Consider the following 22,323-nt stretch of genomic DNA (forward strand, 5'->3'; position numbering starts at 1 on the left):
TGGTAAAATGGCCTAAAAAAGAGTAGAATATGCACCGTTTACAACTCTGCGCCTCTCAGCAGGCTCGAATTATGGACCTTCCCAGTTCGCCTTTGAACTTCCCATCAGACACACAACAACAATAATCATCCCGCCGAAATGCCTTCCCGCGTCCGGCGGGCGGAGCATTTATGAGCATCGAACAAACCCCTCCGAATCTCGACAATACCCCCGACAATGATGTGGTAGAAGACCGCATTTCTGACGATCGCATCTCTGACGATATCGACCGCATCCACGCCTTATGCGAAATCCTCGAGCCGTCCTTTGAACAAATCGAAGCAGGTGTGCCGATAGAAGACGAAAGCCTGCGCGACAAGTTTACCGAGCTGACCGTCCTCTTGGCCGAGCTGCACCCTGCCGACGTGGCCGCCGTCTTGGAATCCCTGCCGCCGCGCGAGCGTAACATCGTCTGGCTTTTGGTTGCCCCGGAAGACGACGGCGAAGTGTTGCTGGAAGTATCCGACGCCGTACGCGAAACGTTGATCGAGTCCATGGACAAAGACGAGCTGTTGGCCGCCGTCGATGATTTGGACGCAGACGAATTGGCAGAACTGGCAGACGACTTGCCGCACCAAGTGGTGTACGAAGCGCTGCAAACGCGTGATGAAGAAGAACGCGAGCAGGTCAAAGCGGCGATGTCTTACGAAGACAATCAAGTCGGCGCGATTATGGACTTTGAATTGGTCAGTATCCGCGCCGATGTAGCGTGTGAAGTCGTGTTGCGTTACTTGCGCCGTTTCGACAGCCTGCCCGACCATACCGACAAGATTTTCGTGGTTGATGAAAACGACGTGTTGCAAGGCGTGCTGCCCATCCGCAAACTCTTGGTCGCCGACCCCGAAGACATGGTGGCGGACGTGATGGCCACCGATGTCGTGCGCTTCCGTCCCGAAGACGACGTGGAAGAAGCGGCACAGGCGTTTGAACGTTATGACTTGGTCACCGCGCCGGTTGTCGATGAAAACAAAAAGCTGATCGGCAGGATCACCATTGACGAAATGGTGGACGTGATCCGTGAAGAATCCGAAGCCGACATGTTTAACATGGCCGGTTTGCAAGAAGAAGAGGACTTGTTCGCCCCGATTTGGGACTCGGTGAAAAACCGCTGGATGTGGCTTGCCATCAACCTGTGTACCGCCTTTATCGCCAGCCGCGTAATTGGCGCATTTGAAGGCAGTATCGAGAAAATCGTCGCACTGGCTGCGCTGATGCCCATCGTCGCCGGCATCGGCGGCAACTCCGGCAACCAAACCATCACCATGATCGTCCGCGCCATGGCAATGGGACAAATGACCAGTACGCAGGCAGGCCGCCTGCTGAAAAAAGAAGTCGGCGTCGCCCTCGTCAACGGCATTATTTGGGGCACGGTAATGGGCGTGATTTCATGGCTGCTCTACGGCAACATCGGCATCGGTTTGGTCATGGTGGCCGCGATGACCTTGAACCTTTTGCTGGCCGCGACCGTCGGCGTCCTCATTCCCGTCATGATGGACAAAGCCGGACGCGACCCGGCATTGGGCAGCTCGGTGCTGATTACCGCGGTTACCGACTCCGGCGGCTTCCTGATTTTCTTGGGATTAGCAACCATGTTCCTGTTGTAATAGGAAAAAAAAGACGTGTTCGATACGTCCTTTTCAAACCGTTTAAAAGGCCGTCTGAAATTTCAATTTTCAGACGGCCTTTGCTGTTTTTTAAAGCTTTACATCATGAGGGCGTTTAGTTTTGGGGCTGACGTAGATTAGCCCCTTGTTTAAAGCGAAGTCAGAAAAGTCAGAAATCCCAATATCACGCCGACTGCGTTGGGTATAATCAGAATCCAGTCTTTCCGGGGTTCTTTGCTCCAACCGTACAAAACCCAAATCAGACAGGATACTGCTGCAAACAGGGGTTGCCACGGCTGCGCCTTTGCCCCTTGCATATTGGCGATAATTTGGGGGATATAGGCGACAAATACGAAAATACCTATTGCCGCTCCTATGCTGCCGACAACGGTATTGAATTTTGCTTTGCTTATCATGCTGGTAAGTCTCCTTTTAATATGAAAATCGAGGCGGTAGATAATATGGGCAGGCTGACTCAGCCGAGGGAACAGCCGCAGCCGCAATGATGTTCGTGGCCTTGGCCATGTTCGTCCGAATCTTCGGCAAGCAGGGCTTCGTAGTCGCCGCTTTCAATCAGGCTGACCAGTTCTGCCGGACTTTCCGCGCCTTCTACCTAGTCGCAGGATAAATAACTCTATTCTACCGCAAAATATGTATGTCATCATCCATCATTTGGCCTTGGCTGCCGATGAGGTTTTCGAGGGCTCTGTCGAGCTGGACGAAAGCTATTTCGGCGGACAGCGTAAAGGCAGACGTGGTCGAGGTGCGGCAGGAAAAGTGGTTGTCTTCGGCATTCTGAAACGCAACGGACGGGTCTATACCGTTGTGGTGGATAATGCCAAGTCTGAAACGTTATTCCCTGTCATCAAAAAGAAAATCATGCCGGACAGCATTGTTTACACGGATAGCCTGAGCAGCTATGATAAGTTGGACGTGAGCGGTTTTATCCATTACCGCATCAACCATTCCAAGGAATTTGTCGACCGTCAGAACCACATTAACGGCATTGAGAATTTTTGGAATCAGGCAAAACGTTTCTTGCGAAAATACAACGGAATCGATCGCAAATCTTTCCCGCTGTTCTTGAAAGAATGCGAATTTCGATTTAACTTCGGCACACCGTCTCAACAGCTTAAAATCCTGCGAGATTGGTGTGGAATTTAGGGCTAATCTACGTCAGCCCCTTAGTTTTTGATGACGTTTACGGCGTAATGGGCAGTAGTGTTACGGCGGGCTTGGGCGCGCATCATATAGACCTGCACTTTATATTTGCCCGATTGGGTAGCGATACCGTCAAATTTATCGCCTTGTGCCGAACCGTTAAATACGGCTTCATCGTCTTTGGGTGCCCATACGTTGAAATAGGCGTTAGGGCTGCCGGTTTTACTGATGCGCAGGCGGTCGCCCTTGCGTACGGAGAACAAATGCTCGGCGGTTTGATAGCCGGTGATTTTGCCGGAAAAACGCTGCTTGGTTTGTTTGTGTGCCGAAGCTGGTTTTGAAGCTTCCGCTTTAGGCGTGGCGGCATTTGAATAAGTGGTAAACAGTAAGGGAAGGGCGGCTAACAAGAGAAATTTTTTTCATGGGTTGGGTCTCCGAATGTGGGGCGCCAATATGGCACTCATTTTGATAACCCATCAGTATGTTCATATTTTTATAAAGCCAAAGCCGAATAGGGCAATATTCATTTTTTCAATCAGGCCGTCTGAAAACAATTATTATTCAGACGGCCTTTTCTGATAATATAACAACGAATTATTCCTTTCGGAGCCGTTATGACCTTCCCGCCACTCAAATCTCCCCTGAAATTTTACGCCGTTGTTCCCACTGCTGACTGGGTCGAGCGCATGGTCAAAGCAGGTGCCGACACGGTGCAACTGCGCTGTAAAATCCTGCATGGCGACGAGTTGAAACGCGAAATCGAACGTTGCGTCGTAGCCTGTCAAAACAGTGCAACCCAGCTTTTCATCAACGACCACTGGCGCGAAGCGATTGCCGCAGGTGCATACGGCGTGCATCTCGGGCAGGAAGACATGGACACTGCCGACCTAGCCGCGATTGAAGCTGCCGGTTTGCGCTTGGGCTTGAGTACGCACTCTGTTGCCGAACTCGATCGCGCCTTGTCCGTACAACCTAGCTACGTCGCCAGCGGTGCGATTTTCCCGACCACGACCAAGCAAATGCCGACCGCCCCGCAAGGTTTGGACAAACTGCGCGAATACGTCAGACAGGCACGCGGCACGCCCGTCGTCGCCATCGGCGGCATCGATTTGAACAACGCCGAAGATGTGCTTGCCACCGGCGTTTCCTCACTTGCCGTCGTCCGCGCCGTGACCGAAGCGGAAAATCCCGAAGCGGTGGTTAAAGCGTTTCAGGCTTTGTGGGATGAATAAGGCCGTCTGAAAATAAGAAGTCTGACAAGAGGAGCAAACATCATGAAGATTATATTGAACAATGAAACCATCACATTAAACGGCACAACCGTTGCCGACCTTATCGCCCAAACTTCGCCGCCAAAACCGTTTGCCGTTGCCGTCAATACCCAGTTTGTCTCCAAAGGCACGTATGCAGAAACGGTTTTGAACGAAAACGATAAAGTGGACATTGTGCGCCCGGTAGTCGGCGGATAAGCGGTTTTACTGCGCGTATAGCTGCGCTATTGGTTTAATGCTGAGAAAAGGAAAAGAGATGTTTATCGTATCGTTGGAATATATGAAAGAATTGGCTGCGGTTGAAACCTACCTGGCCGAGCATATCGCGTATCTCGAACGGTATTATCAAGCAGGTGTATTTGTGATGTCTGGACGCAAACAGCCGCGGACAGGCGGCGTTATCCTGATGAAAGCATCAGGCAGGGAACAGGTGGAAAAGTTAATTGCAGAAGACCCGTTTCACCGAGAAGGCGTAGCGAAATACACGATTACCGAGTTTATTCCGACCAAGGTCGCCGAAGGACTTGAAAATTATTTGGAAACTATCTAAACCGATTTTTCAGAAGCTATTGCCCCAAAAATAATATTACAAAGGAATCCATCATGTTTACCCTATACGGAGAAACTTTCCCTTCACGGCTGCTGCTCGGTACGGCTGCTTATCCGACGCCGGAAATCCTCAAGCAGTCTGTCCAAATCGCGCAACCGGCGATGATTACCGTTTCATTGCGCCGTGCCGGCAGCGGCGGCGAAGCGCACGGGCAGGGTTTTTGGTCGTTATTGGAAGAAATGGGCGTACCTGTATTGCCCAATACCGCAGGTTGCCAAAGTGTGCAGGAAGCCGTGACCACTGCGCAAATGGCGCGCGAAGTGTTTGATACCGATTGGATCAAGCTTGAACTTATCGGCGATGATGATACGTTGCAGCCGGACGTGTTCCAGCTTGTCGAAGCGGCGGAAATTCTGATTAAAGACGGCTTCAAAGTGCTGCCTTATTGCACCGAAGACCTGATTGCCTGCCGCCGTCTGCTCGACGCAGGCTGTCAGGCGTTGATGCCGTGGGCGGCGCCGATTGGCACGGGATTGGGCGCGGTTCATGCTTATGCGCTGAAAGTCCTGCGCGAACGCCTGCCCGACACGCCGTTGATTATCGACGCAGGCTTGGGTTTGCCTTCGCAGGCGGTGCAAGTGATGGAATGGGGTTTTGACGGCGTGTTGCTGAATACCGCCGTTTCCCGCAGCGGCGATCCGGTCAATATGGCACGCGCTTTTGCGCTTGCGGTCGAGTCGGGCCGTCTGGCTTATGAGGCGGAACCTGTGGAGGCGCGTGAGAAAGCGCGCGCCAGTACGCCGACGGTGGGCCAGCCTTTCTGGCATTCGGCGGAATATTGATAAACATTAGGGCGTGTCGAACACGCCCTTTTTTATTGGTGGAAAACCTGATTTCAGGTTGAACAGAATGTTCAGACGGCCTTGGCCAAAAGCTGTTTCAATGGCTTTAAGATTTGCCATGCCTGCGCTTTGAGTTGAGGCTGCATCAGCAGGCGGGCGGGGTGGGGAATGACGAAATGCGGCCGCTTCCCGTACAATTCGTTCATCAGTCCGATCATGTCGGGGCTGTCGAAGATTTTGCCGAGAAACAAGACTGCGCGCGCTTGCGAAGCGGTCAGCTCGTCTTGCATTTCGGCAAGCTCGGCGCGGATGTGTTCGGCATCGGGCAGGGCGGTGAACACGGGCGCGGTTTTGACCCATGCGGTTTTGTGCGCCTGCTCGGGCTTGAGGCCGATGGCGGCGAGGATGTTGTCGAGAAGCGTGCCGACGTCGCCGCTAAACAGCGTACCGTGCAGGCTGTCTTCGGTGGACGGGCAAATGCTGACCACCATGATTTCAGACGGCCTGATGGTTATGTCAAGACGGGGCAGATTGTCTGAATGCGCGGCTTTTTCTGTTTTTGCCGGTGTTTCGACAATGGCTTTGGGTGATGCTTCGGGAGCGCGGACAGCCGGTTTGGCCGTTTGCGCAGTGGCAATGGCGGCAGTGCGTGCCTGATGTGCACCTGCGGATAAAGTGCGCACGGCTTGCGCGGTATCGGCGGCAATGGTTTTGGGGCGGACGGGTGCGGCTGATGCTGCGGCTTGAGGCGCGGCATGGATGATTTTGGCGTTTCGGTTCAGCCACATCGGGCCCAAGCCCAAGGCTTCGTGCAGGTGCAGGTAGCGGCTGCTTAACATGATTTCTCCATCAATACGGCATCTTCGCTGCCACCGTCGGGCAGGGCGTAGTAGTTTTTGCGGCGGCCGCAGGTTTGGAAGCCGTGTTTGCGGTAGAGCTGTTGCGCGGTTTCATTGCTTGCGCGGACTTCGAGCAGTAATCGGGTTGCGCCTTGCTGTTGCGCTGCATTTTGCCAGTTTTGCAACAGGGCGGACGCAATGCCTTGTCGGCGGTGTTCGGGGGCGACGGCAATCAAATGTAGCTCGGATTCGTCAAACACGGTTTGCCACACGATAAAGCCGGTAATTTGGTGGTCAGTCTGGCTGAGCCAAACGCTGTCGGGATGGTGTTGAACGGCTGATTCAAACTGCTGCGCCGTCCACGACGAAGGATTACCTTGTGCGTCAATGGCGGCAAGGGTGGAGCAGTCGGCAAGTAAGGCTGGGCGCAGGTTCACGGTTTGACCTTTTGTTGGGCTTGCTCTTGCGCGGTCAGGGCAATTTTGTTGCGGACGTAGAGCAGCTCGGCGTGCGCCGCATCGGTGGCAACATAGCGGCCGCTGCGGGCAAGTTTGAGATAATCGGCGGCAGTCGGCATATCGGCTTGACCGTCAAAAGGCGGTTTGTCGGCGAGGGCAAAGGCATTGCCGATGCCGCCGGTAGGCGTTTTGCCTTCGGGCGCGGCAATAGCGGCGGCTTTGCCAACCGTGTAATCGCTCAAGCGGACGTGGTTTTGCGTATCAAACCATGCGTAGAACACTTCGCCCATACGCGCATCGGTGACCGCCAGTACACAGCTTGATGGCGGCAGCAGCGAAGCGGCGGCATCGAGGCAGGGAATACCGATCATGGGCGTGTCAAACGGCGTGGCCAAACCTTGTGCAACCGCCGCGCCGATACGCAGGCCGGTAAATGCGCCGGGGCCTTGTGCATAAACAATGCAGCCCAAATCGGCGGCCGTGATGCCCGCTTCTTTAAAGAGGCGTTCGATTTGCGGCAGGATTTGTTCGGATTGCTTGGTGCCGACGTTTTCGTGAAACAGGCGGACTTCGCCTTGATGTTCCAATGCGATGGACAAAAAGGATGTGCTGGTGTCAATGGCAAGAGTCGGGCGGTTGTCGGTTGGCATGGTGTTATTTTTTAGAAGGATATGGGTTGCCATTATAGTGGAACGGCGAGGGGGAACAAAGCACTCGGGCGGCGCTTGGGTAAAAACGCCGTTTGCCGCAAAGCTATTCGATAAGTGAACCAAGGTTTCAGGCCGTCTGAAAATGTTTCAGACGGCCTTGTTTTATTTGTCGAGTTTCAATAAAGGCGAACCTGCTTTTTCAACGGCGCGGCGGTAGGCTTCATGCGCTTCGATGCGTTGCAAATAAGCGCGGATATTGGGGTAGTCGGTAAAATCGAAGCGGTCGGCCGCGGCTTGCAGCGGATAGCTCATCATGATGTCGGCACCGCTGAGGCTGTTGCCGACCAACCATTCGCGGTTTTCCAACTCGCTGTCGATGTGGGAAAGATGCAGGGCGGCTTGCGGATGGATAAAGCTGCTTTTGACGCTGCCGCTGATTTTGCGGGCAATCGGTTTGACGAAAAACGGCATGGGCGCGCTTTCAATCCGGCGGAACACCAGTCCGAGCAGCAATAACGGCATCAGCGAACCTTCGGCATAATGTAGCCAGCGTTGATATTGCCAGTATTCGCGGCTGCCGCGTTCGGGCATCAGACGGTTGCCGTAGGTTTGAATCAGATAGTCGGTAATCGCGCCGCTTTCCGCCAAGATAAAACCGTCATCATCCAATAAAGGCGATTTGCCCAAGGGATGGATGGCTTTGAGTTCGTCAGGGGCGAGCAAAGTGTCGGGATGACGGCGGTAGGTTTGCAGGCGGTAGGGCGTACCGAGGATTTCAAGCAGCCAAACAATGCGCAGGGCGCGGGATTGGTCGAGCGAATGCAGGGTAATCATGAGGGACTTTAAATATCGGTTTGTTTGAGGTCGTCTATGCTGATTTGGCAGGCATCGGCGTATTTTTGCAGGGTTTTGGCCGGTAGTTTGGCGAACACTTCGGGACGGAAATGCCGACGCAGCTGCCATTTCCATACGCCTGCTGCCATGGCCAAGCCGGTTTCATCATAACGGCAGCGGAACATATGGTAGTACAGCGGCGAATATTCGCCTTTTTCGACGGCTTCGCGCGCGGCCTGCGTTTGGGCATCGAGTTCGCACACCGCCATTTCGGTGGCGTAGGCTTCGTCCTGCCAACCGTTGCTGGTGGCCGCTTCGTAGTAGCCGTCGCGGGTGCCGTAGATAACTTTGCGGTGGCCGTGGTAGCTGGCGCTGTTGTCTTGAGGGATGTCGTCAATCTTCATTCAGACGGCCTTTACTGCTTCCAAAAGCATGAAACATGTTGAAAAGCGTCCGCTTTCCGGCACGTAACACAGGATTTTTTGGCCGTGTTCGATGGGGAAAGTGCGCATAAATTCTTCAAGGATGATGTAAATCGAGGCCGAACCCGTGTTGCCCTTGCTGTGCAGATTGGTAAACCATTTTTCCTGCGGAATGTCGAAGCCGATGTTTTTCAGGCCGTCTGAAAGGCGGTCGCGGAAAAAGCCGGAAGAGTAGTGGGGTAGGAACCAATCGATTTCTTCGGCGCGGATGCCGTGTTTGGCGGCGATTTGGGAGAGGGGTTTTTCCACTGTATAGCGGACGATATTTTCGTTCAGCAGTTTCACGTCTTGTTTGACCGCCATCAGGCTGTGGCGGCGGCCGTAATCGGCATCGGCGTGTTTCCAGCCTTCAAATACGCCGTCGCGGAATTCTGCGCCGGCATACATGCAGGGCGGCATTTCGTTGGCGTAGGAAAGCAGGTCTATCCAATGGATTTTCAGGCTGAGGCCGTCTGAATTGGGATGGTCGGACAGATACACCGCGCCTGCGCCGTCAGACAGCATCCAGCGCAAAAAGTCTTTTTCAAAACCGATTTCGGGGGAAGCGTTTTCCAGTTTTTTATGGTCGGTTTCACTTTGAAACACTTCTCCGCGCATGACCGCCGAGGCGTTCTCGGAAGCAACGGAAACCGCATGTGCGTGTTCGCCGGTGCGCACGGCGTTGTAAGCGTGTTTCATCGCCGCCATACCTGCCGCGCATACGCCTGCCATGCTGAACACTTCGCAAGGCGGCATATCCAGCAAGCCATGCACCATCACGCCGTGTCCGGGCATGGTTTGGTCGGGATAAGAAGTGGCGCAGGCCAAGCTGCCGATGGCTTCTGCAGGAACGCCTTGGGCAAATAAGCCGTTGACCGCTTCGGCGGCCAATTCGGCATTGGTGTGCGTCGTGCGGCGGCTTTCGGGGTCGATGGCGTAATGGCGCGACAAAATGCCGTTGGAACGCAAAATCATACGGCGCACGCGTGACGGCACATCGCCTGCCATGCCGAGGACGGCTTCCATTTCGTTATTGCCGACGGGGGCATTGGGCAAGAAGGCAGAAACGCGGTTGAGATAAACGTCTTTGAGTGTGTTATTCGATGTCATGATGTGTTTGTCAAAATAATCAACCGATAAACCGCGCCGCGTAGTCGCAGCTTGCAGTTAACGGGATGTGGTGTGTTTCAGCGTATTCCATCAGCGCGCTCACCAGCAGTTTGGCAATGCCGCGATGACGGAAGTTGGGCGAGACCACGGTATGGTTTACGTCCCAGCCGCCGTTGTGTTCGGTATAGCTGATATAGCCTGCTTCCAAACCGTCAATATCGATTTGAAAGCGACGGCGTTCGGGGTAGTGGATAACTTCGGGCATGATGGATTCCTGGTTTGAGGCCGTCTGAAACAGATTATCTGCCTGACGGTTGTTCATAATAATCCGCCAGCTTTTTCAGACGGCCTTTGAGCAGCGGATGCAGCAGTTTTTTCAAAATTACACTGATGGGTAAAACCACCAAAATCATCGCCAATAAAAAGACGATGTAGAAGCACAACAAGGCACGGCGCAAGAGCGGAGAAATACGGCCTGCCGCCATCAAAAGCTTGCCCCAGATGAAGAAGCTGCGGCCGGCGGTACGTTCGCTGAAAATCAGTTTTTCATTGACTGTCACTGCGCCCATGTTTTGAAACAGGGTTTCGTCCAAAGGCTGTCGGTTCAATAATGTATCGCGCAATTTCGTACCAAACCGCGCCGCATCCGCCAATTCTTCTTCAGCAATGCCGGCGGAGGGCAGGGAGCGGAAATAGCGTTTGTCGCCGGTCAGCATCCATGCGGGCGTGGTAATGAAACTTGCCGCGCTGTTGCAGTCATCGATTTTTACGATGTTGCCGATGAGTTTGGCGCCGTTTTGTTTCAGCAAAGATTTCATTTTTTCCTGCGCGCCCAGCCACATATTGCGGCAACCGATAAGCGTGATGACCGGTTTGCTGTCCAGCAGCCGGCGCGTTTCTTCGCGTTGCAAAAAGGCGGTAATCGGTTGCGAAGGAGAGAGGAACCAAACGGTGTAGGCAATGACCACCACATCGTAATCTTCGGATGGAATTTGCGGCGGCAGAATCGGGGCGGGTTTTAAATGGACGGTTTCCGGAAAGGTATCGAAAAAACGCCAAAACGGCCATGGAAACGGAAATTCCTGCTCCGGTACGATATTGACGCAATCGACCTGTATACCGGCTGTTTGCAACGGCGCGGCAAAATTTTGCGCCAGGCTGGAGAGCTGCCCCGTTTGCGAGTAATGCACAATCAGCACTTTTTTCATTATCTTCCCTGCAATGAGTAAGTTATGGTTGGTTTGGACGGTATTATATAGTAAACCGACCTGCCTTGAACTTTATTCATATTCAGTATGTTCGCGAAGGTTTCAGCCGGTTTGGATGGAAGCGCCGTATTCTGTCGGAATGGGGCGGTAAAGCGGATTTTTATGCCATGCCAACATGAACAACGGCCGTCTGAAAATTTTCAGACGGCCTTGTGTGGAAATCGGGACGCATGGTCTGGAGCAGGATTTGCGCTAAGTATGGCGTGTAAATCGTATAGACAAAAAAATAACCGCTTCAAGGCGGTTGGTGGTGGCCAGAGGCGGAATCGAACCGCCGACACACGGATTTTCAATCCGTTGCTCTACCAACTGAGCTATCTGGCCTTCGCGTGTTTCGTTGCGAGATGTGAATTAAACCAAATTTCGTTGCCTTGTGCAAGCGGTTGTAGGCTTTATTTTTGAGGCGGTAAATTAAGATTTTGTTTTGTATTGAATTATTTTTCGTTTTAATTGGCGGTTTTTAGGTTTGCCGGTTTGATTTTCAGACGGCCTAAGATACAATCGGCTTTTTTGCTTTGGATTTATGCCATGCTGTATGTGTTTGTTCGTGATATGTGGGATGTTTTGCGTTTGCGCTATCGTTCGCCGGAGACGTATTTGTATTCGCCTTTGGTGATGGCAGCGGTGCTGCTGCTGTTGGGTGTGGTGAACGCGGCCAGCATGTCGCCTTTGTTTGGCAGTGGCGCGGCGGCGGTGTGCCTGTCGGTGATTTTGGTGATTGTGAAATGGTTGGTGTTGAGCCGCTCGATGCGCAAGGTGCTGCATTATTACGGTGCGCCCCGGCTGCCTTTGTGGGGCTTTATTTTGGTGTCTGAGGCTTTGCTGCTGCCGCTGTTGCTGGTGTTGTATGTGCCGGCGTTGGCTGCGTTTGCGCTGTTGTGGCAGGCTTGGGTGTTTGTGGTGCAGGTACGCGGTTTGATGTGGATGGGAAATGCGACGCTAGGCCGTGTTTTGGTGGGCTATCTGTTGTATGGTATCGGGGTGCTGTGTGTGGGTACGGTGATTCTGATGCTGTTTATTGCCGCCGGTTGGTTGGACATGGAAACGTTGAATCAAAATCTGCAGGCGTTGACGTCTGCCCGTAAATAATCAATGGAAATTGGAAGGCCGTCTGAAATGTTCAGACGGCCTTTGTTTTATGTGTTTGTTTCGTGGTCTTGCAGGATTTTTTTATAGACGGGGTCGGGGAGGTAGCGGCCTATCATGTCGCGCCAGCCTTGTGGGCCGACCAAGCCTTTGACCATGGTGGAGGACACTTCGGCTATTTCGCGCGGTGGCATCAGGAAGACGGTGGAGATTTCGGGGGCGATGTCGCTGTTGATGTAGCGCATCGAGCGTTCGTATTCGTAGTCGGCGGCGGAACGGATGCCGCGGACGATGAAATTGGCGTTGGCTTCGCGGGCGTAATCGACCAAAAAGCGGTTTTCAAACACGCTGATGCGGACGTTGGGGAAGGGGTGGGTAATGGCATCGAGCATGGCGCGGCGTTCTTCTATGGTGTAGGTGTTGCGCTTTTCGGGATTGGTACCGATGGCGACGATGAGTTCGTCAAAGAGGGATTGGGCTTCCTGTATCATCCACAGGTGGCCGAGGGTGGGAGGGTCGAAGCTGCCTGCGTACACGGCACGGCGCGGAGTGGTCGTGGTCATTTTAGGTTGGGAATGGGGTTTGTGTGGCGTTCAGGATAGGGGAGTTTGCCGGTGATGTCAAAAATCAAAAAGGCCGTCTGAAATTTCAGACGGCCTTTGCGGCTTTATCAGTCGTCACCACTAATAGAGATGAGGATTCTCAGGAGGCTGCTGAAAATGTTGTAGATGGAGATGAAGATGGTCAGCGCCGCGCTGATGTGGCTGTCTTCACCGCCATCGATAACGGCACGAACTTGCCACATAATCATCAGGGAACTGAAGACAACGAAGCCGGCCGCGATGGTCAGGCTCAGGGCTGGGATGTTGAGGAAGATGTTGGCCACAACGGCAATCATGAGCACTATCGCACCGGCACCGAGGAAGCTGCCGAGTTTGTTCATGTTCATTGTGGTGCGGCGTGCCATGGCGGACATGGTGAAGAATACACCGGCGGTCATAGCGGCGGCCGTACCGACGATTTGCGCGCCGTTGTTGATAGCCAGGGCGTATTGCAACATAGGGCTGATGGCAAGGCCCATGCCGAAAGTGAAGATCATCAACAGGGCTACGCCGACGTTGCTGTAACGGTTTTTCTCGATCAGGAAGGTCATGCCGTAGAAGAAGCCGAAGAAGGCAGCCAGGGCAATCCAAGATGAACCGAACATGGAGAAAATGTTAAAGCCTGTTTTGGCGGAAAAGAATGCGCCGGCAACGGCAGGAATGAAAGACAGGCCGAGCAGGCGGTAGGTTTTTTGCAGGACGGTATTTTTGGCAACCGAGCCTTGCGAGGTATAGTCGTAAACGTCGTTTTGCATGGCGTTTGCTCCAATGTGGGTTGAAAATGAATGAAATTTGGATTTTAACAGAGAATCATGGGTTTGTATGATTTATCTGTTCTATTTGCCTAATATGCGGGGCAATCGGGAATTTTAAAGGCCGTCTGAAAATCGGGTTTCAGACGGCCTTGGTTTTTTCAATGCTTATTTAGGCTCTTGCGGAACATAGCCTTGTACGGCGTCTGCGCCGTCGCCGAAGAAGTATTGTTCCATCTGCTGGGCGAGGTATTCGCGTGCGCGCGGATCGGCAAGGCTTAGGCGGTTTTCGTTGATGAGCATGGTTTGGTGACGGGTCCAAGCCATCCATGCTTCTTGGGAAACGTTTTCAAAAATGCGTTTGCCCAATTCGTTGGGCAGCGGCGGAAATTTCATGCCTTCGGCTTCTTTGCCGAGTTTGACGCAGTGAACCATACGGGTCATGGCGGTTTCCTTATGTAGGGTTGCAAAGGTTGGTATTTTAGCCGATTGCACGGATAGGGGAAAGCGTGGGTTTCAGACGGCCTGAAACCTTGCTATGATGGTCTTTTCTGTTTATTCAGGCAAAGATTATGAACCGCCTCGATACTGCCCGCCGTTATTCCCTTTTTCTCGCCCGCAACCTTGATTCAGGCAAACTCAAGCCCGAAATCTTCCTGCCTATGTTGGACAAAGTTTTAACCGAAGCTGATTTCCAAGCCTTTGCCGACTGGGACAAAATCCGTGCGGAAGAAAATGAGGAAGAATTAGCGCGGCAGTTGCGCGAGTTGCGCCGTTATGTGGTGTCGCAGATTATCGTGCGCGATATAAACCGCATCAGTGATTTGAATGAAGTAACCCGTACGATTACGCTGTTTGCCGATTTTGCCGTCAATACCGCGTTGGACTTTTCCTACGCCTATTATCAGGATATGTACGGCACGCCGATCGGGCGTTATACCAAATCGCCGCAGCATTTGAGCGTGGTGGCGATGGGCAAGGCGGGCGGCTATGAGTTGAACGTGTCTTCCGACATCGATTTGATTTTCGTCTATCCCGAATCGGGAGACACCGACGGCAGGCGCGAACGGGGGAATCAGGAGTTTTTCACCAAAGTCGGGCAGAAACTGATTGCATTGTTGAACGACATTACCGCCGACGGGCAGGTGTTCCGCGTCGATATGCGGCTGCGGCCGGACGGAGATTCGGGCGCGCTGGTGTTGAGTGAAACCGCGCTGGAGCAATACCTGATTACGCAGGGGCGCGAATGGGAACGCTATGCGTGGTGCAAAGGCCGCGTGGTTACGCCGTATCCGAACGACATTAAAGCGCTGGTGCGCCCCTTTGTGTTCCGCAAATATCTGGATTACAGCGCATATGAAGCAATGCGCAACCTGCACCGTCAAATCCGCAGCGAAGTCAGCAAAAAAGGCATGGCGGACAACATCAAACTCGGCGCGGGCGGCATCCGTGAAGTCGAATTTATCGCCCAGATATTCCAGATGATACGCGGCGGCCAAATGCGTGCGCTGCAACTGAAAGGCACGCAAGAAACGCTGAAGAAGCTTGCCGAGCTGGGCATCATGCCGTCTGAAAACGTCGAAACCCTGCTTGCCGCCTACCGCTTCCTGCGCGATGTCGAACACCGCCTACAATACTGGGACGACCAGCAAACCCAAACCCTGCCGACCTCGCCCGAACAGCAACAACTGCTCGCCGAAAGCATGGGTTTCGACAGCTATGCCGCCTTTTCAGACGGCCTCAATGTTCATCGGAACAAAGTCAATCAGTTGTTCAACGAAATCTTGAGCGAACCCGAAGAACAAACGCAAGACAACAGCGAATGGCAATGGGCATGGCAGGAAAAACCCGACGAAGAAGAACGGCTAGGCCGTCTGAAAGAATATGGGTTTGATGCCGAAACCATCGCCACACGGCTCGATCAAATCCGCAACGGCCATAAATACCGCCACCTTTCCGCACACGCCCAGCCGCGTTTTGACGCGATTGTGCCGTTGTTGGTACAGGCGGCGGCAGCGCAACCCAACCCGACCGACACATTAATGCGGCTGTTTGACTTCCTCGAAAACATCAGCCGCCGCTCCGCCTATCTCGCCTTCCTCAACGAACATCCGCAAACCTTGGCGCATCTGGCACAAATCATGAGCCAAAGCTCATGGGTGGCGGCGTATCTGAGCAAATACCCGATTCTGCTGGACGAACTCATCAGCGCCCAGCTTTTGGATACCACGTTTGACTGGCCGGCCCTTGCCGCCGCACTTTCAAACGACCTCAAAGCCTGCGGCGGCGACATCGAAGCGCAAATGGACACACTGCGCCATTTCCAACACGCCCAAGTCTTCCGCCTCGCCGTTCAAGACCTTGCCGGATTGTGGACGGTAGAATCACTTTCCGACCAGCTATCCGCCCTTGCCGACACCATTCTCGCCGCCGCCGTGCCATGCGCGTGGGCGGATATGCCCAAAAAACACCGCGACACGCCGCAATTCGCCATCATCGGCTACGGCAAACTGGGCGGTAAAGAGCTCAGCTATTCCTCCGACCTCGACTTGGTCTATCTTTACGACGACCCGCATCCCGATGCAGGCGACGTGTACAGCCGTCTCGCCCGCCGCCTGACCAACTGGCTTTCTGCCGCCACCGGTGCAGGCAGCCTCTACGAAACCGACCTGCGCCTGCGCCCCAACGGCGACGCAGGTTTTCTCGCGCACAGCATCGCCGCCTTCGAAAAATATCAGCGCGAAAATGCATGGACATGGGAACACCAGTCCCTCACACGCGCCCGCTTCATCTGCGGCACACCCGAAATTCAGACGGCCTTCGACCGCATCCGCACCGAAATCCTCACCGCCGAACGCGACCAAACCGCCTTGGCAGGCGAAATCATCGAAATGCGCGAAAAAATGTTCCCCACTCATCCCTCAGCCGACAGTAATGTCAAATACGCGCGCGGCGGCGTGGTCGATGTCGAATTTATCGTCCAATATCTGATCCTTGCCCATGCCCGCCAATATCCGCAACTCTTGGACAACTACGGTAACATCGCCCTGTTGAACATCGCTGCCGATTGCGGCCTCATCGACAAAACCCTCGCTGAACAAAGCCGCACCGCCTACCGCTTCTACCGCCAGCAGCAACACAACACCAAACTGCGCGACGCCAAAAAAACCGAAGTGACGGACGAATTGCTGACCCACTATGGCAACGTGCGAAAACTATGGCAGGAAGTATTCAGGGCAGAAGTGAAGTTCGGATAAGTAGCAATTTATTCGATTAAGGCATACTTTCGGATATAAAGTAGGTACTGTTTTGCCAAAGATATAAAAAAGGCCGTCTGAAACTTTTCAGACAGCCTTTTATGGCATTTATTCTTCTTCCTGTTCTGCTTCTGCCTTTTCCGGTTTTTCAAGGAAATTGCCTGCCAACCACAGTAAAGCGCCACTGCCCGTAATGCCTGCTTTAATCCACAGGGCTGTATCTTCGCCCCATTCGTAAATCCAGGCCAAGACTTTGGGGACGGCGTTCATATAATTCAAACCGAATGCCAATACGCCGAGGATAAATAAAGTACTGCCCAAGCTTTTCATCGTTATTCCTTATAAAATCAAATATATACATCAAAACAATTCAATAAATGCAGTAATGCCGAGTGAATGAATGTGTCAAGAAATGCCATTATATTCGGTTTATATGTAAAGAAGATATTTTTATCAAAGCTGATTGGCAGCTAGAGGGAAGCTTTTTGTTTACTTATTACTGATTCAGCTTGAGCATGATATGCAAAAACTGTTCTCATTTTCTGTCGATATTGTGATACAGCAAAACAAGTTCTAAAATATGTCGCTTATTTATATATTAAAAACAAGGAGAAACTGATGTCTAAGGTTGCGGTACTCGGTGGCGGTCTGTCGGGCCGTCTGATGGCATTCCAACTGGCAGAGCAGGGCATTTCGGTCGAGTTGTTTGAGAAAGGCGAACGCAATGGCGCGCAAGCCGCCGCTTATGTTGCCGCGGCCATGCTGGCGCCGTCTGCCGAAGCGGTGGAGGCAACGCCCGAAGTCATCCGTTTGGGCAAACAAAGCATTGCGCTTTGGCGCGCGATTATCGGCCGTCTGAATACGCCGGTGATGATGCAGGAAAACGGTAGCCTGATTGTCTGGCACACGCAGGACAAGCCGCTTTCTGCCGAGTTTGCCCGTCATTTGAAGCGCGGCGGCGTGGCGGAACATGAAACCATACGTTGGAACGCGGATGAAATCGCAGCAAACGAGCCGCAACTGGCCGGGCGGTTTTCAGACGGCCTGTATCTGCCGACAGAAGGGCAGTTGGACGGACGGCAAGTATTGAATGCGCTTGCCGATGCTTTGGAATCAATGAATGTGGCATGTCATTGGTCGTGCGAACGCGAAGTCGAAGATTTGGCGGCGCAATACGATTGGGTCATCGACTGCCGCGGTTACGGCGCAAAAGCAGCGTGGAACAGGCCGTCTGAAAGCGTTTTGCGCGGCGTTCGCGGCGAAGTGGCGCGCGTTTACGCCCCTGAAATCGAGCTGTCCCGCCCCGTGCGCCTGCTGCATCCGCGCTATCCTTTGTATATCGCGCCGAAGGAAAACCATATTTTTGTGATTGGTGCGACCCAAATCGAAAGCGAAAGCCAAGCGCCGGCCAGCGTGCGTTCTGGTTTGGAACTTTTGTCCGCGCTGTACGCCGTGCATCCGGCATTTGGCGAGGCAAACCTTTTGGAACTGGCCACCGGCCTGCGCCCGACTTTAAACCACCACAATCCCGAAATCCGCTTTAACCGCGAACGCCGCCTGATTGAAGTCAACGGCCTGTTCCGCCACGGCTTTATGATTTCCCCGGCCGTGACCGGCGCGGCCGTGCGTTTGGCCGGTGCGCTGTTTGCCGGGAGCGACATTCCTGAATACGACGAAACCAGCGGTTTGCCGTATATCCGCGCTACGAATTGAAGCCGTTGCGGATGAAGTGGCTTGAAAATCAGGCAAATTGTTTGTGAAAGACAGCCACAGGCCGTCTGAAAATGATAAAATCGCCGTCAATTCAATTAACCTTGCGTCTGAAAACCGCATGATGCCGTATTCAGACGCCAAACCAATTTCCTATTTAACGATAAGCACATGACAACCCAAACCCTCTTAATCGAACTTCTCACTGAAGAACTCCCGCCAAAAGCCCTCAATAATCTGGGCAACCATTTTGCCGCCTCCGTTGTTGAAGGCTTGGAAAAAGCGCAACTGATTGATAGTGATCAGATAGATGCGATAGAACTACTTGAATTGACTGTAGAAAAATACACTGCCTACGCTTCTCCGCGCCGTTTGGCCGTTCAAGTCAAAAACGTGAAGGCCGTTCAAGCCGATCAAAAAATCGTGAAAAAAGGCCCGGCCGTGGCAAATGCCATGAAAGACGGTGCGCCGACTAAGGCTTTGGAAGGTTTTGCGCGTGGTGCGGGTGCGAAAATCGAAGACCTGACCGTCATCAACGACGGCAAGCAAGACGTGTACGCCTACGAATACGTCCAAACCGGCAAACCGCTGAGCGAGCTCTTGGAAGACATCATCAATGCCGCAGTGAAAAAACTGCCGATTCCTAAAGTCATGCGTTGGGGCAGCAGCACATTTACCTTCGTGCGCCCTGTACACAGCCTGATCGTGCTGCACGGCGGCGACATCGTAAACGTCAGCGTTTTGGGTCTGCAAAGCGGCAACAAAACATTGGGTCACCGTTTCCTCTCCAGCGGCGAAATCGCCATTGAAAATGCCGACAGCTACGCCGCACAAATGCGTGAGCAAGGCAAAGTAGAAGCCTCGTTTGCCGAACGCAAAGCCGCTATTCAGACGGCCTTGAACGAACAAGCAGGCCGTCTGAACGCGACCGTTGCCGCCGATGAAGCATTGTTGGACGAAGTGACTGCATTGGTCGAATGGCCTGTGGTATTGGAAGCCGGTTTTGAAGAACATTTCCTCGCCGTGCCGCAAGAATGCCTGATTCTGACCATGCAGCAAAACCAAAAATACTTCCCGCTGCTCGACCAAAACGGCAAGCTGATGAACCGCTTCCTGCTGGTGTCCAACCTACAAACCGAAGATCCATCGCACATTATCCAAGGCAACGAACGCGTTTTGCGCGCGCGCCTGTCTGATGCCGAGTTCTTCTACAAGCAAGACCAAAAAGCGACTTTGGAAAGCCGCCTGCCCAAGTTGGCGAACGTGGTTTATCACAACAAAATCGGCTCGCAAGCCGAACGCATCGAACGCCTGCAAAGCATTGCCGCCCACATCGCCAAAGCACTGGGCGCAGATGCCGCCGCAGCCGAACGCGCCGCGCGTCTGGCAAAAGCCGACTTGGTGACCGAAATGGTCGGCGAGTTCCCCGAATTGCAAGGCACCATGGGCAAATACTATGCCCGCTTGGACGGCGAAACCGAAGAAATCGCCGAAGCTATCGAGCAACACTACCAACCGCGTTTTGCCGGCGACAACCTGCCGAACGGCAAAGTGGCAACCGCCGTTGCTTTAGCCGACAAACTGGAAACCTTGGTCGGCATTTGGGGCATCGGTCTGATTCCGACCGGCGACAAAGACCCATACGCCCTGCGCCGCTCCGCATTGGGTATTTTGCGTATGCTGATGCAGTACGGTTTGGACGTAAACGAACTGATTCAGACGGCCTTCAACAGCTTCCCGCAAGGTTTGCTCAACGAGAAAACGTCGTCTGAAACCGCCGACTTCATGCAGGCGCGTTTGGCCGTGTTATTGCAAAACGATTATCCGCAAGACATCGTTGCCGCCGTATTGGCGAAACAGCCGCGCCGTTTGGACGACGTAGTGGCCAAACTGCAGGCCGTTGCCGCGTTCAAACAGCTGCCCGAAGCCGCTGCATTGGCCGCAGCCAACAAACGCGTACAAAACCTGCTGAAAAAAGCCGATGCCGAGTTGGGCGCGGTTAACGAAAGCCTGCTGCAACAGGACGAAGAAAAAGCCCTGTACGCCGCCGCGCAAGGTTTGCAGCCGAAAATCTCCGCCGCCGTTGCCGAAGGCAATTTTCAAACTGCTTTGTCCGAGCTGGCTTCCGTCAAACCGCAAGTCGACGCATTCTTCGACGGCGTGATGGTAATGGCCGAAGATGCCGCCGTGAAACAAAACCGTTTGAACTTGCTGAACCGCTTGGCAGAACAAATGAACGCAGTTGCCGACATTGCGCTCTTGAGCGAATAAGGTCGCGTTTTAGTTGACCCTCTTTTCAGGCTGCCCGATGTTTCAGGCAGCCTGAAGTTTTTCGGGCGTATCCCTTGCATGGCGTTCAAGGGTATAATTCGGCAGATTTGTCGCACGACAAATCACGCACATAAACAATTTCCCACATTCAAGAGGCAGATTATGAATATCCCAGCCATCCGAACCGCACTCGATGCCGTATTGATTCCCCACACAATGCGCACCTTAGGCAGCGAAAAAGCCGTTACACTCCTTGAAGAGCGTTCAGACGGCCTGCATATCGGCCTGAAATTCGCGTTCCCTGTTGCCCATATCGCCGCAGACATTGCCAACGCCCTTCAAGAAGCTGTCATGGCCCATACCGGCGACACGCATATCCATTTGAGTATCGATACCGAAATCGGTACGCACAAAGTCCAACCCGGCGTGGCGACCATCAAAGGCGTGAAAAACATCATCGCCGTTGCATCGGGCAAAGGCGGTGTTGGCAAGTCAACGACCACTGCCAACCTTGCCACCGCAATGGCCAGAATGGGCGCACGCGTCGGCGTACTCGATGCCGACCTGTACGGCCCAAGCCAGCCCACCATGCTCGGCGTACAAGACCGCAAACCCGATCAACAAAACAAAAAACTCATTCCCGTTGAAGCCGAAAGCGGCATTCAAGTGATGTCCATCGGTTTTCTGGTCGATACCGACCAAGCCGTCGTTTGGCGCGGCCCGATGGTCAGCCAAGCCTTGCAACAGCTTATGTTCCAAAGCGAGTGGGACAATGTCGATTATCTCTTCATTGACCTGCCGCCCGGTACTGGCGATATCCAATTGACCCTGTCGCAAAAAATCCCCGTGACCGGCTCCGTTGTCGTCACCACGCCGCAAGACATCGCCCTGATTGATGCACGCAAAGCCGTGGATATGTTCAACAAAGTCAATATTCCGATTTTGGGCGTTTTGGAAAACATGTCTGTCCATATTTGCACCAACTGCGGCCATGCCGAAGCAATCTTCGGCGCAGAAGGCGGCAAAAACTTGGCAGAGCGTTTGAATGTACCGTTGCTCGGCCAACTTCCATTGAGCCTGCCTGTACGCGAAGCCATGGACAGCGGCACATCTTCGGCCTTGTTTGAAAATAACCAAACCATCGCCGACATCTACACCGAAGCCGCATTCCAAATTGCGCTGGCTATTGCCGATAAAGGTAAAGACTTCAGCAGCCGCTTCCCGAAAATCGTCGTCGAATAAAAAAGTTTAAAAAAGGTGTTGACAGCTGTGTGCCTCGTCTATATAATGCACAGCTTATCGGGTCGTTAGCTCAGTCGGTAGAGCAGCGGACTTTTAATCCGTTGGTCGAGCGTTCGAATCGCTCACGACCCACCAAATATGAAAACCTGCTTTGAAAAAAGCAGGTTTTTTGCGTTTGGAGTTTAGGATTTTGTTGAAAATATTTTGTTATTGAAACAATTCATAGCATATCAAGCATCAGGCCGTCTGAAAGATATTTTCAGACGGCCTGAAGTTTTATAGGAATAGTTTTGAGAAATAAGTTTTCTACTTAGGG

General features: G+C 53.1%; 24 protein-coding genes, 2 tRNA genes and 1 pseudogene. 12 read left to right on the forward strand and 15 right to left on the reverse strand.

Translation table 11 applies throughout. The annotated features are described in order from the left end of the window. The first annotated feature begins 170 nt into the window (after positions 1-170). Positions 171-1,643, forward strand: coding sequence for a magnesium transporter (gene mgtE, locus DBY97_RS06445; protein ID WP_107857851.1), 1,473 nt, complete (start codon positions 171-173; stop codon positions 1,641-1,643). Positions 1,644-1,792: 149 nt separating this feature from the next. On the opposite strand, the gene DBY97_RS06450 is transcribed toward mgtE, so the two are convergent. Continuing rightward, the gene (locus DBY97_RS06450; RefSeq protein ID WP_004518970.1) at positions 1,793-2,059 is read right to left on the reverse strand and encodes a SemiSWEET family transporter; all 267 of its coding nucleotides are present in this window, start codon (positions 2,057-2,059) and stop codon (positions 1,793-1,795) included. A 218-nt stretch (positions 2,060-2,277) separates the two neighbouring features. Between DBY97_RS06450 and DBY97_RS06455 the strand changes: the two are divergent. Then, positions 2,278-2,807 (forward strand): annotated as a pseudogene (locus tag DBY97_RS06455) (IS1595 family transposase); the annotation flags it as partial. Between the two features lie 20 nt (positions 2,808-2,827). Here DBY97_RS06455 and DBY97_RS06460 read toward each other — a convergent pair. Continuing rightward, the gene (locus DBY97_RS06460) at positions 2,828-3,211 is read right to left on the reverse strand and encodes a hypothetical protein (protein ID WP_004518967.1); all 384 of its coding nucleotides are present in this window, start codon (positions 3,209-3,211) and stop codon (positions 2,828-2,830) included. Between the two features lie 207 nt (positions 3,212-3,418). Here DBY97_RS06460 and thiE point away from each other — a divergent pair, with 207 nt between their 5' ends. From thiE to DBY97_RS06480, 4 genes are read left to right on the forward strand one after another with little or no spacing between them, the layout of a single operon-like run. Next, a complete protein-coding gene (gene thiE, locus DBY97_RS06465; RefSeq protein ID WP_049329750.1) occupies positions 3,419-4,036 on the forward strand; it encodes a thiamine phosphate synthase in 618 nt (205 codons plus the stop codon). Positions 4,037-4,078: 42 nt separating this feature from the next. Next, positions 4,079-4,273 (forward strand): sulfur carrier protein ThiS, encoded by a 195-nt coding sequence (gene thiS / locus DBY97_RS06470; RefSeq protein WP_107857852.1) that lies wholly within the window; start codon positions 4,079-4,081, stop codon positions 4,271-4,273. A gap of 58 nt (positions 4,274-4,331) precedes the next feature. Beyond that, positions 4,332-4,625 carry a YciI family protein gene (locus tag DBY97_RS06475; protein ID WP_049332239.1) on the forward strand — a complete coding sequence of 98 codons (294 nt, stop codon included), beginning with the start codon at positions 4,332-4,334 and terminating at the stop codon, positions 4,623-4,625. A gap of 53 nt (positions 4,626-4,678) precedes the next feature. Beyond that, entirely contained in the window at positions 4,679-5,467 is a 789-nt protein-coding gene (locus DBY97_RS06480; protein ID WP_107857853.1) for a thiazole synthase, read from the forward strand. Between the two features lie 71 nt (positions 5,468-5,538). Here DBY97_RS06480 and DBY97_RS06485 read toward each other — a convergent pair whose 3' ends face one another. The 9 genes from DBY97_RS06485 to DBY97_RS06525 all read right to left on the reverse strand — a co-directional run bounded on the left by DBY97_RS06485 (position 5,539) and on the right by DBY97_RS06525 (position 11,411). Continuing rightward, positions 5,539-6,306: a uracil-DNA glycosylase family protein gene (locus DBY97_RS06485; RefSeq protein WP_107857854.1), complete on the reverse strand. Its 768-nt coding sequence runs from the start codon at positions 6,304-6,306 to the stop codon at positions 5,539-5,541. Beyond that, complete coding sequence (gene rimI, locus DBY97_RS06490) at positions 6,300-6,743, reverse strand: ribosomal protein S18-alanine N-acetyltransferase (RefSeq protein ID WP_107857855.1); 444 nt, start codon at positions 6,741-6,743, stop codon at positions 6,300-6,302. The genes DBY97_RS06485 and rimI overlap by 7 nt, the downstream gene beginning before the upstream one ends. Next, positions 6,740-7,414, reverse strand: a complete 675-nt coding sequence (tsaB, locus tag DBY97_RS06495; protein WP_199900743.1) for a tRNA (adenosine(37)-N6)-threonylcarbamoyltransferase complex dimerization subunit type 1 TsaB — start codon at positions 7,412-7,414, stop codon at positions 6,740-6,742. Before tsaB ends, rimI begins: the two co-directional genes overlap by 4 nt. Positions 7,415-7,576: 162 nt before the next feature. Then, positions 7,577-8,248, reverse strand: a complete 672-nt coding sequence (locus tag DBY97_RS06500) for a glutathione S-transferase family protein (RefSeq protein WP_107857857.1) — start codon at positions 8,246-8,248, stop codon at positions 7,577-7,579. 8 nt (positions 8,249-8,256) lie between these two features. Then, positions 8,257-8,652, reverse strand: coding sequence for a hypothetical protein (locus DBY97_RS06505; protein ID WP_107857858.1), 396 nt, complete (start codon positions 8,650-8,652; stop codon positions 8,257-8,259). Further along, on the reverse strand, positions 8,653-9,819 hold the full coding sequence (locus tag DBY97_RS06510; protein WP_107857859.1) for a beta-ketoacyl-ACP synthase III: 1,167 nt from the start codon (positions 9,817-9,819) through the stop codon (positions 8,653-8,655). 19 nt (positions 9,820-9,838) lie between these two features. After that, the gene (locus DBY97_RS06515) at positions 9,839-10,084 is read right to left on the reverse strand and encodes a GNAT family N-acetyltransferase (RefSeq protein WP_070459813.1); all 246 of its coding nucleotides are present in this window, start codon (positions 10,082-10,084) and stop codon (positions 9,839-9,841) included. A gap of 34 nt (positions 10,085-10,118) precedes the next feature. Beyond that, positions 10,119-11,027 carry a hypothetical protein gene (locus DBY97_RS06520; RefSeq protein WP_107857860.1) on the reverse strand — a complete coding sequence of 303 codons (909 nt, stop codon included), beginning with the start codon at positions 11,025-11,027 and terminating at the stop codon, positions 10,119-10,121. A gap of 308 nt (positions 11,028-11,335) precedes the next feature. Beyond that, positions 11,336-11,411, reverse strand: a tRNA-Phe gene (locus tag DBY97_RS06525). A gap of 204 nt (positions 11,412-11,615) precedes the next feature. On the opposite strand from DBY97_RS06525, the gene DBY97_RS06530 reads away from it, so the two are divergent. Next, positions 11,616-12,176, forward strand: coding sequence for a hypothetical protein (locus DBY97_RS06530; protein ID WP_070459658.1), 561 nt, complete (start codon positions 11,616-11,618; stop codon positions 12,174-12,176). Positions 12,177-12,223: 47 nt separating this feature from the next. Here DBY97_RS06530 and coaD read toward each other — a convergent pair whose 3' ends face one another. The 3 genes from coaD to DBY97_RS06545 form a co-directional block, all read right to left on the reverse strand. Beyond that, complete coding sequence (gene coaD / locus DBY97_RS06535; RefSeq protein ID WP_107857861.1) at positions 12,224-12,736, reverse strand: pantetheine-phosphate adenylyltransferase; 513 nt, start codon at positions 12,734-12,736, stop codon at positions 12,224-12,226. A gap of 107 nt (positions 12,737-12,843) precedes the next feature. Continuing rightward, positions 12,844-13,530, reverse strand: a complete 687-nt coding sequence (locus DBY97_RS06540; protein ID WP_049336659.1) for a Bax inhibitor-1 family protein — start codon at positions 13,528-13,530, stop codon at positions 12,844-12,846. Between the two features lie 165 nt (positions 13,531-13,695). After that, the gene (locus DBY97_RS06545; RefSeq protein WP_003682648.1) at positions 13,696-13,971 is read right to left on the reverse strand and encodes an oxidative damage protection protein; all 276 of its coding nucleotides are present in this window, start codon (positions 13,969-13,971) and stop codon (positions 13,696-13,698) included. 128 nt (positions 13,972-14,099) lie between these two features. Here DBY97_RS06545 and glnE point away from each other — a divergent pair, with 128 nt between their 5' ends. Continuing rightward, on the forward strand, positions 14,100-16,784 hold the full coding sequence (glnE, locus tag DBY97_RS06550) for a bifunctional [glutamate--ammonia ligase]-adenylyl-L-tyrosine phosphorylase/[glutamate--ammonia-ligase] adenylyltransferase (protein ID WP_107857862.1): 2,685 nt from the start codon (positions 14,100-14,102) through the stop codon (positions 16,782-16,784). A 108-nt stretch (positions 16,785-16,892) separates the two neighbouring features. On the opposite strand, the gene DBY97_RS06555 is transcribed toward glnE, so the two are convergent. Next, positions 16,893-17,114 (reverse strand): cell division protein, encoded by a 222-nt coding sequence (locus DBY97_RS06555; protein WP_107857863.1) that lies wholly within the window; start codon positions 17,112-17,114, stop codon positions 16,893-16,895. A gap of 288 nt (positions 17,115-17,402) precedes the next feature. Between DBY97_RS06555 and DBY97_RS06560 the strand changes: the two genes are divergently transcribed. The 4 genes from DBY97_RS06560 to DBY97_RS06575 all read left to right on the forward strand — a co-directional run bounded on the left by DBY97_RS06560 (position 17,403) and on the right by DBY97_RS06575 (position 22,142). Beyond that, positions 17,403-18,497 carry an FAD-dependent oxidoreductase gene (locus DBY97_RS06560; protein WP_107857864.1) on the forward strand — a complete coding sequence of 365 codons (1,095 nt, stop codon included), beginning with the start codon at positions 17,403-17,405 and terminating at the stop codon, positions 18,495-18,497. Between the two features lie 168 nt (positions 18,498-18,665). After that, positions 18,666-20,765 carry a glycine--tRNA ligase subunit beta gene (glyS, locus tag DBY97_RS06565; protein WP_107857865.1) on the forward strand — a complete coding sequence of 700 codons (2,100 nt, stop codon included), beginning with the start codon at positions 18,666-18,668 and terminating at the stop codon, positions 20,763-20,765. 162 nt (positions 20,766-20,927) lie between these two features. After that, positions 20,928-22,007 carry an iron-sulfur cluster carrier protein ApbC gene (gene apbC / locus DBY97_RS06570; protein WP_049332209.1) on the forward strand — a complete coding sequence of 360 codons (1,080 nt, stop codon included), beginning with the start codon at positions 20,928-20,930 and terminating at the stop codon, positions 22,005-22,007. 59 nt (positions 22,008-22,066) lie between these two features. Next, positions 22,067-22,142: transfer RNA gene (locus tag DBY97_RS06575), tRNA-Lys, on the forward strand. Positions 22,143-22,323: the final 181 nt, after the last annotated feature.

Origin of the sequence: Neisseria subflava (assembly GCF_003044645.1) — a bacterium.
GTDB lineage: Bacteria > Pseudomonadota > Gammaproteobacteria > Burkholderiales > Neisseriaceae > Neisseria > Neisseria subflava_B.

Coding starts and splice junctions, on each gene's coding strand:
- coaD (WP_107857861.1), bottom strand. CDS start 12,736: ATGACCACGACCACTCCGCGCCGTGCCGTGTACGCAGGCAGCTTCGAC.
- DBY97_RS06515 (WP_070459813.1), bottom strand. CDS start 10,084: ATGCCCGAAGTTATCCACTACCCCGAACGCCGTCGCTTTCAAATCGAT.
- DBY97_RS06505 (WP_107857858.1), bottom strand. CDS start 8,652: ATGAAGATTGACGACATCCCTCAAGACAACAGCGCCAGCTACCACGGC.
- glnE (WP_107857862.1), top strand. CDS start 14,100: ATGAACCGCCTCGATACTGCCCGCCGTTATTCCCTTTTTCTCGCCCGC.
- DBY97_RS06450 (WP_004518970.1), bottom strand. CDS start 2,059: ATGATAAGCAAAGCAAAATTCAATACCGTTGTCGGCAGCATAGGAGCG.
- DBY97_RS06540 (WP_049336659.1), bottom strand. CDS start 13,530: ATGCAAAACGACGTTTACGACTATACCTCGCAAGGCTCGGTTGCCAAA.
- apbC (WP_049332209.1), top strand. CDS start 20,928: ATGAATATCCCAGCCATCCGAACCGCACTCGATGCCGTATTGATTCCC.
- DBY97_RS06545 (WP_003682648.1), bottom strand. CDS start 13,971: ATGACCCGTATGGTTCACTGCGTCAAACTCGGCAAAGAAGCCGAAGGC.
- DBY97_RS06480 (WP_107857853.1), top strand. CDS start 4,679: ATGTTTACCCTATACGGAGAAACTTTCCCTTCACGGCTGCTGCTCGGT.
- DBY97_RS06500 (WP_107857857.1), bottom strand. CDS start 8,248: ATGATTACCCTGCATTCGCTCGACCAATCCCGCGCCCTGCGCATTGTT.
- glyS (WP_107857865.1), top strand. CDS start 18,666: ATGACAACCCAAACCCTCTTAATCGAACTTCTCACTGAAGAACTCCCG.
- mgtE (WP_107857851.1), top strand. CDS start 171: ATGAGCATCGAACAAACCCCTCCGAATCTCGACAATACCCCCGACAAT.
- DBY97_RS06530 (WP_070459658.1), top strand. CDS start 11,616: ATGCTGTATGTGTTTGTTCGTGATATGTGGGATGTTTTGCGTTTGCGC.
- DBY97_RS06520 (WP_107857860.1), bottom strand. CDS start 11,027: ATGAAAAAAGTGCTGATTGTGCATTACTCGCAAACGGGGCAGCTCTCC.
- DBY97_RS06510 (WP_107857859.1), bottom strand. CDS start 9,819: ATGACATCGAATAACACACTCAAAGACGTTTATCTCAACCGCGTTTCT.
- DBY97_RS06555 (WP_107857863.1), bottom strand. CDS start 17,114: ATGAAAAGCTTGGGCAGTACTTTATTTATCCTCGGCGTATTGGCATTC.
- thiE (WP_049329750.1), top strand. CDS start 3,419: ATGACCTTCCCGCCACTCAAATCTCCCCTGAAATTTTACGCCGTTGTT.
- DBY97_RS06485 (WP_107857854.1), bottom strand. CDS start 6,306: ATGTTAAGCAGCCGCTACCTGCACCTGCACGAAGCCTTGGGCTTGGGC.
- thiS (WP_107857852.1), top strand. CDS start 4,079: ATGAAGATTATATTGAACAATGAAACCATCACATTAAACGGCACAACC.
- DBY97_RS06475 (WP_049332239.1), top strand. CDS start 4,332: ATGTTTATCGTATCGTTGGAATATATGAAAGAATTGGCTGCGGTTGAA.
- DBY97_RS06560 (WP_107857864.1), top strand. CDS start 17,403: ATGTCTAAGGTTGCGGTACTCGGTGGCGGTCTGTCGGGCCGTCTGATG.
- tsaB (WP_199900743.1), bottom strand. CDS start 7,414: ATGCCAACCGACAACCGCCCGACTCTTGCCATTGACACCAGCACATCC.